General features: G+C 70.0%; 11 protein-coding genes. 10 read left to right on the top strand and 1 reads right to left on the bottom strand.

Annotated elements, in window-relative coordinates; genetic code table 11:
- The first annotated feature begins 162 nt into the window (after positions 1-162).
- The 9 genes from uvrB to FFK22_RS24245 all read left to right on the top strand — a co-directional run bounded on the left by uvrB (position 163) and on the right by FFK22_RS24245 (position 10262).
- On the top strand, positions 163-2394 hold the full coding sequence (gene uvrB / locus FFK22_RS24285) for an excinuclease ABC subunit UvrB (RefSeq protein ID WP_138890480.1): 2232 nt from the start codon (positions 163-165) through the stop codon (positions 2392-2394).
- A 4-nt stretch (positions 2395-2398) separates the two neighbouring features.
- Positions 2399-3202 (top strand): SDR family oxidoreductase, encoded by an 804-nt coding sequence (locus tag FFK22_RS24280; protein WP_138890479.1) that lies wholly within the window; start codon positions 2399-2401, stop codon positions 3200-3202.
- Positions 3203-3712: 510 nt separating this feature from the next.
- Entirely contained in the window at positions 3713-5644 is a 1932-nt protein-coding gene (gene uvrC, locus FFK22_RS24275) for an excinuclease ABC subunit UvrC (RefSeq protein ID WP_138890478.1), read from the top strand.
- A gap of 48 nt (positions 5645-5692) precedes the next feature.
- Complete coding sequence (gene pgsA, locus FFK22_RS24270; protein ID WP_138890477.1) at positions 5693-6310, top strand: CDP-diacylglycerol--glycerol-3-phosphate 3-phosphatidyltransferase; 618 nt, start codon at positions 5693-5695, stop codon at positions 6308-6310.
- 5 nt (positions 6311-6315) lie between these two features.
- The gene (gene mobB / locus FFK22_RS24265; RefSeq protein ID WP_138890513.1) at positions 6316-6816 is read left to right on the top strand and encodes a molybdopterin-guanine dinucleotide biosynthesis protein B; all 501 of its coding nucleotides are present in this window, start codon (positions 6316-6318) and stop codon (positions 6814-6816) included.
- Between the two features lie 3 nt (positions 6817-6819).
- Positions 6820-8073 carry a gephyrin-like molybdotransferase Glp gene (glp, locus tag FFK22_RS24260; RefSeq protein ID WP_138890476.1) on the top strand — a complete coding sequence of 418 codons (1254 nt, stop codon included), beginning with the start codon at positions 6820-6822 and terminating at the stop codon, positions 8071-8073.
- 8 nt (positions 8074-8081) lie between these two features.
- Positions 8082-8333 (top strand): molybdopterin converting factor subunit 1, encoded by a 252-nt coding sequence (gene moaD, locus FFK22_RS24255; RefSeq protein WP_138890475.1) that lies wholly within the window; start codon positions 8082-8084, stop codon positions 8331-8333.
- A 1-nt stretch (position 8334) separates the two neighbouring features.
- On the top strand, positions 8335-8784 hold the full coding sequence (gene moaE, locus FFK22_RS24250) for a molybdopterin synthase catalytic subunit MoaE (RefSeq protein WP_138890474.1): 450 nt from the start codon (positions 8335-8337) through the stop codon (positions 8782-8784).
- A 77-nt stretch (positions 8785-8861) separates the two neighbouring features.
- Positions 8862-10262: an MFS transporter gene (locus FFK22_RS24245; RefSeq protein WP_138890473.1), complete on the top strand. Its 1401-nt coding sequence runs from the start codon at positions 8862-8864 to the stop codon at positions 10260-10262.
- Here FFK22_RS24245 and FFK22_RS24240 read toward each other — a convergent pair.
- A complete protein-coding gene (locus FFK22_RS24240; RefSeq protein WP_138890472.1) occupies positions 10259-11395 on the bottom strand; it encodes an ABC transporter substrate-binding protein in 1137 nt (378 codons plus the stop codon). The genes FFK22_RS24245 and FFK22_RS24240 overlap by 4 nt on opposite strands.
- 354 nt (positions 11396-11749) lie before the next feature.
- On the opposite strand from FFK22_RS24240, the gene FFK22_RS24235 reads away from it, so the two are divergent.
- Positions 11750-13669 (top strand): TonB-dependent siderophore receptor, encoded by a 1920-nt coding sequence (locus tag FFK22_RS24235; RefSeq protein WP_138890471.1) that lies wholly within the window; start codon positions 11750-11752, stop codon positions 13667-13669.
- Positions 13670-13722: the final 53 nt, after the last annotated feature.

Here is a 13722-nt window from a genome sequence, read left to right as displayed (position 1 = left end):
GATACGAGCCGCCATCGGAAGCTGTCAAGCGCACGGCGCGCAGAGCGGTTCCCCCACTTGACGAATTGTTCCCTCTATGTTCCTATCGATCCCTCAGCCCTTCCGCGTTCCGCTTCGCCGGCGGCCCTTCCCCTCCGCCCTTGCCGGACCGATAGTGTCGACATGAGCTCAGCCCCCCTCCTCTCCCCCACCCCGGCCTCGCCGCGCGGCGAGACCTCCCCGGTCGTCGTCCATCGCCCGGCCTTGCCGGAGAAGGACCGGTCGACCCCGTTCAAGCTGGTCTCGGACTACAAGCCGGCGGGCGACCAGCCCGAGGCGATCGCCGAGCTGATGGCCGGGATCGAGCGCGGCGAGCGCGACCAGGTGCTGCTCGGCGTCACCGGTTCGGGCAAGACCTTCACCATGGCGCATGTGATCCAGAAGCTGCAGCGCCCGACCCTGGTGCTGGCGCCGAACAAGACGCTGGCCGCCCAGCTCTACGGCGAGTTCAAGAGCTTCTTTCCGGAGAACGCGGTCGAGTTTTTCGTCAGCTACTACGACTATTACCAGCCGGAAGCCTATGTCGCCCGGACCGACACCTATATCGAGAAGGAAAGCCAGATCAACGAGCAGATCGACCGGATGCGCCATGCGGCCACCCGGGCGCTGCTGGAGCGGCACGACTGCATCATCGTCGCCTCGGTGTCCTGCATCTACGGCATCGGCGACGTCGAATCCTACAGCGAGATGACGATCCCGCTGGAGGCCGGGCAGAAGCTGAACCGGCAGGTGCTGCTGAAGCATCTGGTCGACATCCAGTACCGCCGCAACGACACCGCCTTCGCCCGCGGCACCTTCCGGGTGCGCGGCGACACGGTCGAGATCTTCCCCGCCCATCTGGAGGACCGCGCCTGGCGCATCTCCTTCTTCGGCGACGAGATCGATTCGATCCATGAGTTCGACCCGCTGACCGGCGAGAAATTCGCGGCGCTGAAGATGGTCCGCATCTACGCCAACAGCCACTACGTCACGCCGAAGCCGACGCTGCTGCAGGCGATCAAGGGCATCCGGGTCGAGCTGAAGGAGCGGCTGGAGGAGTACAACGCCACCGGCAAGCTGCTGGAGGCGCAGCGGCTGGAGCAGCGCACCCAGTTCGACCTGGAGATGATGGAGGCGACCGGCAGCTGCGCCGGCATCGAGAATTATTCCCGCTACCTGACCGGGCGGGCGCCGGGCGAGCCGCCGCCGACCCTGTTCGAATACCTGCCCGAGGACGCCCTGCTGGTCGTCGACGAAAGCCATGTGATGGTGCCGCAGGTCGGCGGTATGTTCCGCGGCGACCGGGCGCGCAAGGACATCCTGGCCGAATACGGCTTCCGCCTGCCCTCCTGCCGCGACAACCGGCCGCTGAAATTCGAGGAATGGGACGCGATGCGGCCGCAGAGCGTCTTCGTCTCGGCCACCCCCGGCCCCTGGGAGATGGAGCGGACCGGCGGCGTCTTCGCCGAACAGGTGGTGCGCCCGACCGGGCTGATCGACCCGATCGTCCTGGTCCGGCCGACCGCCACCCAGGTCGACGACGTCATGGCCGAATGCCGCGAGGTCGTTGCCCGCGGCCTGCGCGTCCTGGTCACCACCCTGACCAAGAAGATGGCCGAGGCGCTGACCGAGTACATGACCGAGGCCGGCATCAAGGTCCGCTACCTGCACTCCGACGTCGAGACGCTGGAGCGGATCGAGATCATCCGCGACCTGCGGCTGGGCGTGTTCGACGTGCTGGTCGGCATCAACCTGCTGCGCGAGGGGCTGGACCTGCCCGAGGTCGGGCTGGTCGCCATCCTCGACGCCGACAAGGAAGGCTTCCTGCGCAGCCGCACCTCGCTGATCCAGACCATCGGCCGCGCCGCCCGCAACATCGAAGGCCGCGCCATCCTCTATGCCGACACCATGACCGGCAGCCTGGAGGCGGCGCTGGGCGAGACCAACCGGCGGCGCGAGAAGCAGCAGGCCTACAACGCCGCCCACGGCATCACGCCGGAAAGCGTGAAGAAGCAGATCGGCGACATCCTCGACAGCGTCTATGAGCGCGGCGACCGGGTCACCGTCTCGACCGGCGACAGCGGCGCCAAGCACCTGACCGGCAAGTCGCTGAAGGAGCATATCGGCGACCTGGAGAAGCGGATGCGGGAGGCCGCCGCCAACCTGGAGTTCGAAGAAGCTGCCCGGATCCGCGACGAGCTGCGCCGGCTGGAGGCGGCCGATATGGGCCTCAACGCGGATGGTGGCGGCGCCGGCATCATCGTCCATGCCCGCGTCGGCTCGCATGGCCACGCCGCGGCCCTGGAGGGCGTGCCGCTGTCGATCGCCAAGCCGACCGAACGGCCCAAAAAGGGCCGCCGCCGCAAGGGACCGTGAGCCGATGAGCCCCGTCGAACGTCCCCTGCCGCCCACCGGCAGGGCCGAGCCGCGAATCGCCGTCGTCACCGGCGCCGCCAAGCGGATCGGCCGGGCGATCGCTCTCGATCTTGCCAGGCACGGGTGGCGGGTGGCGATCACCTGGCACAGCTCCGCCGACGAGGCGGCGCAGACGGTGCGCGATATCGAGGCCGCCGGCACTCGGGGGCTGGCGATCCGGGCCGACCTGACCGACGAGGCCCAGGTCGAGGCCGTCATCCCGCGGGCCGCCGAGGCCCTTGGCGGGCCGGTGTCGCTGCTGGTCAACAACGCCTCGGCCTTCCGCATGGACACGGTGGCGACGGCGACCCGGGCGAGTTGGGACGAGCATATCGAGACCAATCTGCGCGCGCCCCTGGTGCTGACCCAGGCGCTGGCGCGGCAGCTGCCGGCGGACTGGCCGGGCAATGTCGTCAACATGCTCGACCAGCGGGTGTGGAACCCGACCCCCTATTTCCTGTCCTACACCGTGGCCAAGATCGGGCTATGGACCTTGACCCGCACCCTGGCCCAGGCACTGGCGCCGAAGATCCGGGTCAACGGCATCGGCCCCGGGCCGACGCTGAAGAGCGATCGCCAGAGCGAGGAGCATTTCGCCAGGCAGTGGGACGCCGTGCCGCTGCGCCGGCCGACATCGCCGCAGGAGATCTGCGACGCCGTCCGCTTCATCCTGTCGGCGCCCGCGATGACCGGGCAGATGATCGCGCTGGACGGCGGCGAGCATCTCGGCTGGGCCCAGCCCAGCCGTGGCATCGTGCCGATGGAATAAGCAGCGAGAGGATGATGCCGCAGGCTCGCGTCGAAATTATCTCAAATTTTCGATCGAAGCTGCTTGACCCCTGCGCCATGGCGCGGCAGCACCGGGATGCCCCTCTCCTGCGCCCGGACGCCGCAGGGCAATCGCTCTGCGGTAGCCGCTATCGCCTTGGATTTCCTGGCCTCGCCGCTTCGTCACGACCGCAAGTTGTGCACAGGCGAAATCCGAATCGGAGACGTCCGCAATTTTCCGGCTCGCACATAGTGTGTGATGCTTGTGTTTCAACTTGACTTGGAATTTGTCTATAGTTCTCAAAACCTTAGCGTTTTTGCCTATTTTTTGAGCAACAACGATGACACTTAGGCGGCGCCTCGGTTGTCGCAACCTCAGGGTCAGTTCCCCACACAGTTATCCACAGATTCGGTGGATATCACCGAAGCGTCATCCGATCGCTTCGCCGACTCAGCCGGGCGTTCACGATCCGGTCTTGAAGACGCGCCCGGACCGGCCGACATTGCCGCCATGAGCGACACCGTCACCGATATCCCGCCCGGCAGCCCGCCGCCCGAGCGCCCCAAGCCCGCGGGCCGCGCCAGGACCCGGGCGAACAGCATCGCCGACGGGGTCGCGGTGATCCAGGCGCATCTGCGCACCCTGCCCAGCTCGCCCGGCGTCTACCGAATGCTCGACGAGGCCGGCAACGCCCTCTATGTCGGCAAGGCGCGCAACCTGAAGAAGCGGGTCTTCGCCTACACCCAGACCGGCAAGCAGCCGGCGCGCCTCCTGCGCATGATCGCCGACACGGTCGCCATGGAATTCGTGGTGACCCGGTCCGAGGTCGAGGCGCTGCTGCTCGAAGCCAATCTGATCAAGCGGCTGAAGCCCCGCTACAACGTGGTGATGCGGGACGACAAGACCTTCCCGCACATCATGATCTCGGGCGACCACGCCTTTCCGCGCATCGCCAAGCACCGCGGTGCCACGGGCCCGAGCGGCCAGTTCTTCGGCCCCTTCGCCTCGGCCGGGTCGGTCAACCGCACCATCACCGCGCTGCAGCGCGCCTTCCTGCTGCGCAACTGCTCGGATTCGATCTTCGCCACCCGCAGCCGGCCCTGCCTGCAGTATCAGATCAAGCGCTGCACCGGCCCTTGCGTCGGCTATGTCACCGAGGCGCAATACGCCGAGCAGGTGGCGAGCGCCGTCGACTTCCTGAGCGGCCGCAGCCAGGGCGTGCAGGCCCGGTTCGGCGAGCAGATGATGGCGGCGAGCGAAAGGCTGGATTTCGAGCAGGCGGCGCGCTGGCGCGACCGCATCCGGGCCCTGACCAATGTCCAGTCGCACCAGGACATCAATGTCGAAGGCATCGGCGACGCCGACGCGCTGGCGATCCACGAGGCCGGCGGCCACAGCTGCATCCAGGTCTATTTCTTCCGCGGCGGCCGCAACTACGGCACCCGGGCCTATTTCCCGAGCCACGACAAGACGGCGGAGCGGGCGGAGATCCTGGCCGCCTTCCTGAGCCAGTTCTACGACAGCCACCCGCCGCCGCCTCTGGTCCTGCTCAGCGACGACGTCGCCGAGGTGGAACTCCTGGCCGAGGCGCTGACCCTGAAGGCCGACCGCAAGGTCGAGATCGCGGTGCCGAAACGCGGCGACAAGCGGCGGCTGATCGAGCATGCGCTGAACAACGCCCGCGAGGCGCTGGGCCGCCGCATGGCCGAGAGCGCGTCCCAGGCGGTGCTGCTGGAGGGCGTCGCCCGGGTGTTCGGCCTGGACGCGCCGCCGCGCCGGATCGAGGTCTATGACAACAGCCATCTCGGCGGCACCAACGCGCTCGGCGCCATGATCGTCGCCGGGCCGGACGGCTTCGTCAAATCCGCCTACCGCAAGTTCAACATCAAGGGCCCGGTCACCCCCGGCGACGACTACGCGATGATGCGCGAGGTGCTGACCCGCCGCTTCGCCCGGGCCCTGAAGGAGGACCCGGACCGCGAACAGGAAGGCTGGCCCGATCTGGTCCTGATCGACGGCGGCCAGGGCCAGCTGACCGTCGTCCGCGAGGTCTTCGCCGAGCTCGGCCTGACCGACATCTGCCTGGTCTCGATCGCCAAGGGACCTGACCGTGACGCCGGCCGGGAACGCTTCTTCATGGCCGACAAGCCGCCCTTCAGCCTGGAGATGAAGGACCCGGTGCTGTATTTCCTGCAGCGGCTGCGCGACGAGGCCCACCGCTTCGTCATCGGCGGCCAGCGCACCCGCCGCGCGGGCGACATCACCCGCTCGCCGATCGACGAGATCCCCGGCATCGGCCCGCGCCGCAAGAAGGCGCTGCTGCTGCATTTCGGCTCGGCCCGTGCGGTCAGCCGCGCCAGCCTGCAGGACCTCGAGGCGGTCGACGGCATCAGCGAGGCCGTCGCCGGGCTGATATACCGACATTTCCACCCCGACGCGTAAAGCGCCATGTGCTAGCGTCCCGAAGCCCCTGAAGTCAGTGCCGTCGCCATGGTCACCAGCCTGCCGAACCTCCTGACCTACTCGCGCATCGCGGCCATTCCCGTGCTGATCGCGCTGTTCTATGTGCCCGCCGCCTGGGCCGCCTGGACCTGTCTGGCGATCTACGCCGCCGCCGCCATCACCGACTATCTCGACGGCAAGCTGGCGCGTGCCTGGAACGAGACCTCGCCGATCGGCCGGCTGCTCGACCCGATCGCCGACAAGATGCTGGTCACCGCCGTGCTGTTCATGCTGGCCGCCTTCGGCCGGCTGCAAGGCTGGACGATCATCCCGGCCGTGATCATCCTGCTGCGCGAGGTGCTGATCTCCGGCCTGCGCGAGTTCCTGGCCGGGATGAATGCCCGCGGCCTGCCGGTCACCGCTTTGGCCAAGTGGAAGACCACGATCCAGATGCTGGCGATCGGCTTCCTGATCGTCGGCGACGCCGGCACCCGTGCCTTCGACGGCCAGGTGCCGGTGACCCAGATCGGCATCGCCGGGATCTGGGTCGCCGCGGTGCTGACCCTGGTGACCGGCTGGAGCTATCTGCGCGAAGGCGTGCGCCAGGCCATCACCGAAGACCCGCGCAGCCCGCCACCGGCCAAGGCCGCCAGGACGGCTGGTTGACCCCAATGCGTGTGCTCGGCATCGCCGGCTGGAGCGGCAGCGGCAAGACCACGCTGCTGGCGAAGCTGATTCCGGCCCTGATCGGCCGCGGCCTGACCGTCTCCACCGTCAAGCACGCGCATCACGACTTCGATATCGACCAGCCCGGCAAGGACAGCTGGCGCCACCGCGAGGCCGGGGCGACCGAGGTGCTGGTCTCCTCCGACCGGCGCTGGGCCCTGATGCACGAGCACCGCGGCGCCGCCGAGCCGCCGCTGGCGGCGCTGCTGGCGAAGCTGCAGCCGGTCGACCTGGTCCTGGTCGAGGGCTTCAAGCGCGAGGCCTATCCCAAGCTGGAAGTCTGGCGCACCGAGACCGGCAAGCCGCCGCTGCATCCCGAGGATCCGAGCATCATCGCGGTGGCCAGCGACGGTCCCGTCGCCGACCCGGCCCGGACGCGGCTGGATATCGACGACATCGAGGCGATCGCCGATTTCGTCGTCGATTTCGCCCGCAAGGCCGGCTGAGTCATGGGCCGCCTGCCCGATGACTGCTTCGCCCTGGGCGACCGGCTGCTGTCGGTCGAGGAGGCGGTGGCCGAGTTCCGCTCCCGCCTGGCCGTGGTCGTTGCGGCCGAGACCGTCCCGCTCGCAGAGGCGGAGGACCGGTTCCTGGCCGAGGATCTGGTGGCCGACCGTTCGGTGCCGCCGCATGCCAATGCCGCGGTCGACGGCTACGCCGTGCATTTCGACGACCTGGCGCCCGGTACCCCGACCCCGCTGCCGGTGGCCGGCCGTGTCGCTGCCGGCCATCCGCTCGGCCGCCCGGGCGGACGGGGCGAGGCGATCCGCATCTTCACCGGCGCGCCGCTGCCCGCCGGGCCGGACACGGTGGTGATGCAGGAGGACTGCGCGGTCGCGGGCGAATTTGTCACCCTCCCGGCCGGACTGCGGCGCGGCGCCCATGTCCGGCAGGCCGGCGACGACATCCATGCCGGCGCCACCGTGCTGACCGCCGGCCGCCGGCTGGGACCGGCCGAGATCGGCGTGGCCGCCTCGCTCGGCCGCGCCGTCCTGCCGGTCCGCCGGAGGTTGCGGGTGGCGGTGCTGTCGACCGGGGACGAGCTGCGCGACCCGGGCATGCCGGTGGCCGAGGGCCAGATCTACGACGCCAACCGCTATCTGCTGACGACGCTGCTGCGCCGGCTGGGCTGCGATGTCGCCGACCACGGCATCGTGCCGGACCGGGTCAATGCGGTGCGATCGGCGCTCACGGTGGCGGCGAAGGCCGACGCGATCGTCACATCCGGCGGCGTCTCGGTCGGCGACGAGGACCACGTCAAGGCAGCGCTGGAGGCGGCCGGCGGCCGGCTGCACCACTGGCGCCTGGCGATCAAGCCGGGCAAGCCGGTGGCTCTGGGGCAGGTCGGTGGCGTGCCGCTGCTGGGCCTGCCGGGCAATCCGGTCGCGGCGATGGTCACCTTCCTGCTGGTGGCCCGGCCGCTGCTGCTGCATCTGGCCGGCGCCGAGCCGCTGCCGCTGCGCCGCTTCCCGGTCGCCGCCGGCTTCGCCCACGCCAAGAAGCCGGGCCGCCGTGAGTTTCTCCGCGCGATTCTGGACATCGACCCATCCGGCGGGCTGATCGCCCATCGCCACGGCCGGGAGGGCGCCGGCATGCTGAGCTCCCTCGCCGGCGCCGAAGGGCTGGTCGAGCTGCCGGAGGACTCGGTCGGCGTGGCACCGGGCGATCCGGTTGCCTATATCCCGTTGAGCGCCCTGATCTGAGAACCGGCATGAAGCTCCTGTATTTCGCCTGGGTCCGCAGCAAGATCGGCACCGCCACCGAGACGGTGTCGCCGCCGGAGTCGGTGCGCGACGTCGCCGGCCTGCTGGACTGGCTGCGCGCCCGCGGCACCGGCTATGCCGACGCCCTGGCCAACCCGGCGGTGGTCCGCGTCGCGGTCAATCAGCGCTTCGCCAAGCCGGGCGACCCGGTGGCGCCGGGCGACGAGATCGGCATCTTTCCGCCCGTGACCGGAGGCTGAGATGGCGGTTCGCGTGCAAGAGGCCGATTTTGATGTCGGCGCGGAGATGGCGGCGCTATCGGACGGCCGCAGCGATGTCGGCGGCGTCGCCAGCTTCGTCGGGCTGGTGCGCGACATCGCCGGCGGCACCGCAGTCACGGCGATGACGCTGGAGCACTACCCCGGCATGACCGAGCGGCAGCTGGAGGAGATCGAGGCCGAGGCCCGCAGCCGCTGGCCGCTCCTGGAGGTCAGCATCGTCCATCGAATCGGCCGGCTGGAGCCGGGCGAGCGGATCATGTTCTGCGGCGCCGCCTCGGCCCATCGCGGCGCCGCCCTCGAGGCCTGCGCCTTCCTGATGGACTGGCTGAAGACCAAGGCCCCGTTCTGGAAGAAAGAGGAGACGCCGGCCGGCGAGCGCTGGGTCGAGTCCCGGACCGAGGATGACGAGGCCGCCGCGCGCTGGCGCTGATTTCTGTCCTGTGGACTCCGCGCTTCTCATCGTGACGCCGGCGGTGTAGCCCGGCTGGAACGAAGGGGAAACGCAACATGGTGCAGGCAGCGGCGCAACCGCCGTCGGGCTGGGCGGATCTGCTCGGCGAGGGGCGGCTGCCGCGATTCGCGATGGTCTGCCTCGGCATCTGGCTGAATGCGGCCGACTCCCTGGTCACCGCCACCATCATGCCCAGCGTCGGCGCCGATCTCGGCGGCTATGCCTATTTCAGCTGGGCCACCGCCGGCTTCCTGATGGGCGCCATCCTGGCCGGCGCCAGCGCCGGGCGGCTGTCGGAGCGGTTCGGGCTGCGCTGGGCCTCGGCCATCGCCGGCCTGGCCTTCGCGCTGGGCTGCGTGGCCAGCGCCGCCGCCCCGGATATCGGCGTGTTCCTGGCCGGGCGGGTGCTGCAGGGCATCGGCAGTGGCTGGGTCGCCGGCTTCTCGATGGTCGCCATCGCCCTGCTGTTCCCCGAGCGCCATCTGGCCCGGATGTTCGCCGTCGCGTCGGGCATCTGGGGCATCGCCACCATCCTGGGGCCCCTGGTCGGCGGCCTGGCCGCCCAGGCCGGCGACTGGCGCCTGGTGTTCTGGCTGTTCACCGCCCAGTCGCTGGTCTTCGCCGCCGCTTCGCCCTGGCTGCTGAAGGGCACGGTGCGCAGCGCCGGCCAGCCGGGCGTGCCCTGGCCGCAGATCGGCGGGCTGGCGCTCGGCGTCGGCGCCATCGCCATGGCCGATGTCATCCCGAACCCCGCCATCGCCCTGGCGCTGGTCGCCGCCGGCCTCGGCATCCTGGTGCTGGTGATGCGGATCGATGCCGGCGCCCGAGTGCGGCTGCTGCCGCGCGAGGCAGGCGACCTGCGCACGGTCTGCGGCACCGCCTACGCCGCGGTCTTCGCCCTGATGGCGACCTCGATGGCGCTGAACGTCTACGGCCCCGCCATCCTGCAGACTCTGCACGGCCTGTCGCCGCTGTGGGCCGGCTATGTGGTGGCGGTGCTGGCCCTGGCCTGGACCCTGGCCGCCTTCGTCGTCGCCGGCGCCACCGGCGCGGGCGAACTGCGCTGGCTGCTGCGCGGCGCCGTCTGCATCCTGGCCGGCGCGGTGCTGCTGGTCGTGGTGATGCGCGACGCCCCGCTGGCCTGGATCGTCGGCGCCGCCCTGCTGATGGGCGCGGGCTTCGGCTTCTCCTCCAGCCTGCTGAACCGGCGGCTGATCGGCACCCTGGCCGATGACGACAAGGCGATCGGCAGCGCGGCGATGATCGCGGTGCGCCAGACCGGCGGGGCGGTGGGCGCCGCCATCGCCGGCGCCACCGCCAACCTGGTCGGGTTCGGCGCGGGCCTGACGGTCGAGACCGCGCGGGCGGCGGCATTCTGGGTGTTCGTCACTGCCCTGCCGCTGGCCGTGTTCGGCGCCTGGGCCGCCTGGCGGCTGACCGTCGCGGCCAGCCGCTAGCGCGACCGGCCATCGGCTGGGTCGAGGCTGACCCACAGCGCCCCGTCGAACGGCAGGGCGGCGAAACGGCTGTTGATCTCGGCCAGGGTGGCGCGGGGGTCGAGGTCACCGAAGATCTCCGGCCGCACCCAGCGCGCCACCGCCTCCACCGCGACGATGTTCAGCGGCACGGCGTTGAAGAAATTCCACAGGCCATGCACCCGGCCGTCTCGCGCCGCCGCCAGGCCGGACAGGCCGGGCGCCGCCAGCACGGCCGCGAGGCTCCGCCGCGCGACATCGGCGGGAACGCCGGGTCCCGCGATGAGCCCCGGGGCATCCTCCGCCTGAGGCAGGCCGGTGGCGATATAGACCTGCGGGTCCTGCCCGATCGCATATTCGAGGCTGAGCACCCCGCCCCCTGCGTCGGCAAAGCGGTCCGCGGCGATGTTGCGGCCGCCGACCAGCGACACCAGTTCGCCCAGTCCGGTCTCGCCGATCGCCCAGCAGCACTCATCCGGCCGCGGATAGGCGTGCATCAGCACGGTCGGCCCCGATTCCGGATGCGCCGCCATGCGCCGGCGGATGCGGTCCAGCCGCGCCTCGTAGAAATCGGCGAAGGCGTTGGCCCGGTCCTCGCGGCCGAGGACACGGCCCAGCAACCGCATGCCCGGCGCCGTATTCGCCAGCGGCCGGTGGTTGAAGTCGACCACCACCGCCGGCACCCCGGCCGCGTTCAGCCGGTCCAGGATCAGCCGCCCCTGCTCGGTCTCGGCCTGCCAGGCGCCGAAGATCGCCAGATCCGCCCCGACCGTCAGCGCCTTCTCCAGCGAGAAGCTCTCATCGGTGCCGCCGCCCACCACCGGCACCTCGGCCAGGCGTGGGAATCTCGCCAGGAAAGCGGCATTGAGGCCGGGATCATATTGCCGAGTGTCGTCGGCCCAGCCGGCCAGCAGCGACACCGGGTCGGGGTCGATCAGCGCCAGCGCCACCAGGTTGATGCCCGCCCCCAGCAGCACGGCCCGCGGCTGGTGCGGCACCGTCACCTGCCGGCCGGCGGCGTCGGTCACGGTCACCGGCCATTCCGCCCGGACCGGCAGAGCCAGCAGGCAAGTCAACAGCAGAAGCGCGCAGGCCAGCGCCTTGGATCGGTTCACGAATTTGTCCTGGTCACGTTCCCACAAGCTCTAGACGAGAATGATAATCAATGTCAATTAACGGGCCGCTTGCAGCCGGCAATCCTGCCGGCCTCTTCCGCGACCGGAGCCGACCTCACCGATGCGACATCGACCAAGCCCCCGTGCCTGCCTCTTCCTCGGGCTGCTCGCCATCACGGCGCTCGCGCCGGCGCCGATCCTGGCCCAAACGGAAACAGGAGCACCGGTCCCGGCCGATGAGTCCAGCCTGACCCTCGCCCCGATCGTGGTGCAGGGCAGTGCCGAGACGCCGACGACCGAGGTGCGGGCTTCACCGCCACCACCAGCACCAGCGCCACCAAGACCGACACGCCGCTGGTCGAGACGCCGCAGTCGATCTCCGTCGTCACCCGCGGCCAGCTGGACGCGCGCAACGTGCAGAGCCTGCAGGAGGCGCTGACCTACACCCCCGGCATCCTGACCGGCCTCTACGGCTTCGCGCCGCGGCTCGACGCCTTCTGGATCCGCGGCTTCGACGCCGCCTATTTCGGCATCTTCCGCGACGGGCTGCGGCAGCCGACCGGCCAGGTCTTCGCCGGCATCCGCACCGAGCCCTACGGCCTGGCGGCGATCAACGTGCTGCGCGGCCCGGCCTCGGCCAATTACGGCCTGTCCTCGCCGGCCGGGCTGGTCGACCTGGTCACCAAGCGTCCGCCGGACCAGGCGCTGCGCGAGGCCGAGCTGCAATTCGGCAACCATGATCGATACCAGGGCCAGTTCGACGTCGGCGACCCGCTGGACGATCGTTTCTCCTGGCGCCTGACCGGGCTGTTCCGCGACAGCGACACGCAGATGCCGGCGGTGCCGGACGACCGCGCCTATATCGCGCCGGCCTTCACCTGGCGGCCAAACGAGGACACGACGGTGACGATCCTCGGCGCCTACCAGAAGGACAAGAGCGGCGGCAGCCTGTTCAACTACTACTCGCCGGCCACCGGCCTGCTCGACATCCGCACCGCCGACCCGGCCTGGAACGACCTCGACATCGAGAGTGTGCGGGCCGGCTACCAGATCGAGCACCGGGTCGACGACGCGCTGACACTGCGGCAGAGCTTCCGCTACGCCCATGTCGACGCCAACACCCGCTATGTCTACATCACCGGACTGTCGGACGACGGCACCACCGCCTACCGCCGGGCCGGGCAGGACCGCGAAAGCCTGGACACGCTGTCGGTCGACAACCAGGCGCAGCTGCGCTTGGACACCGGGCCGGTGCAGCACACCCTGTTGGCCGGGATCGACTACACCTTCGTCGACACCACCAACATCGCCGGCGACGGCGCAGCGCCGGACCTCGACCTGACCACCCGGAACTACGGCAGGCAGCATATCGACATGCCGGCGGTCTATGCCCGCACCTGGCAGCGGCAGGACCAGCTCGGCGCCTATCTGCAGGACCAGATCCGGGTCGGCGGCTGGCTGCTGACCTTGAGCGGCCGCCACGACTGGGTCGACACCACGACCAAAGAGCGCATCGCCGGCACCGGGCAGGACGTCTCCGACAGCGCCTTCAGCGGCCGCGTCGGCCTGACCTATGTCACCGATTTCGGCCTCGCCCCCTATGTCGCCTATGCCACCTCCTTCAATCCGAATCTCGGCACGGACTGGCAGGGGCGCGCCTTCGAGCCGACCACGGCGGAGCAGATCGAGGCCGGTGTCAAATACCAGCCAGACGGGCTGAACAGCCTGGTCACCGCCTCGGTGTTCCAGATCACCCAGGACAAGGGCCTGATCGCCGACGCGAACAACGTCAACTTCAAGGCCCAGCGCGGCGAGATCCGCGTCCGCGGCATCGAGCTGGAGGGCCTGGCCGATCTCGGCGACGGCTTGAGCCTGCAACTGGCCTACACCTATCTCGACCCGGAGGTCACCGAGGGCACCGCGGCGACCGAGGGGAAGGACCCATCCGGCATCCCGAACCACGTCGTCTCCGCCTGGGCCGACTACCGGATGCCGGACCGGATCGTGCCGGGGCTGAGCCTGGGCGCCGGCCTGCGCTATATCGGGTCGAGCTACCGCGACGACGACAACGCGACCGGGCGCAACGACGCCGTGACCCTGTTCGACGCCGCCATCCGCTACGACCTCGGCGCGGTCGAGCCGCGGCTGGACGGGGTGCAGCTGGCGGTCAACGCCACCAACCTGTTCGACCGCGACTACGATACCTGCGCCCAGGGCTACTGCTATCAGGGCCAGGGCCAGACGGTGATCGGCAGCATTCGTTACCGTTGGTGAGGTGCTGAAGGGCCGGCGCCATCCCCCTCACCCTCCCATTCGCCAACGCGAAT

It is taken from the genome of Mycobacterium sp. KBS0706 (genome assembly GCF_005938675.2).
GTDB lineage: Bacteria > Pseudomonadota > Alphaproteobacteria > DSM-16000 > Inquilinaceae > Inquilinus.
The sequence above is the reverse complement of the archived record's forward strand: the minus strand, read 5'-3'. Positions and strand labels throughout refer to the sequence as shown.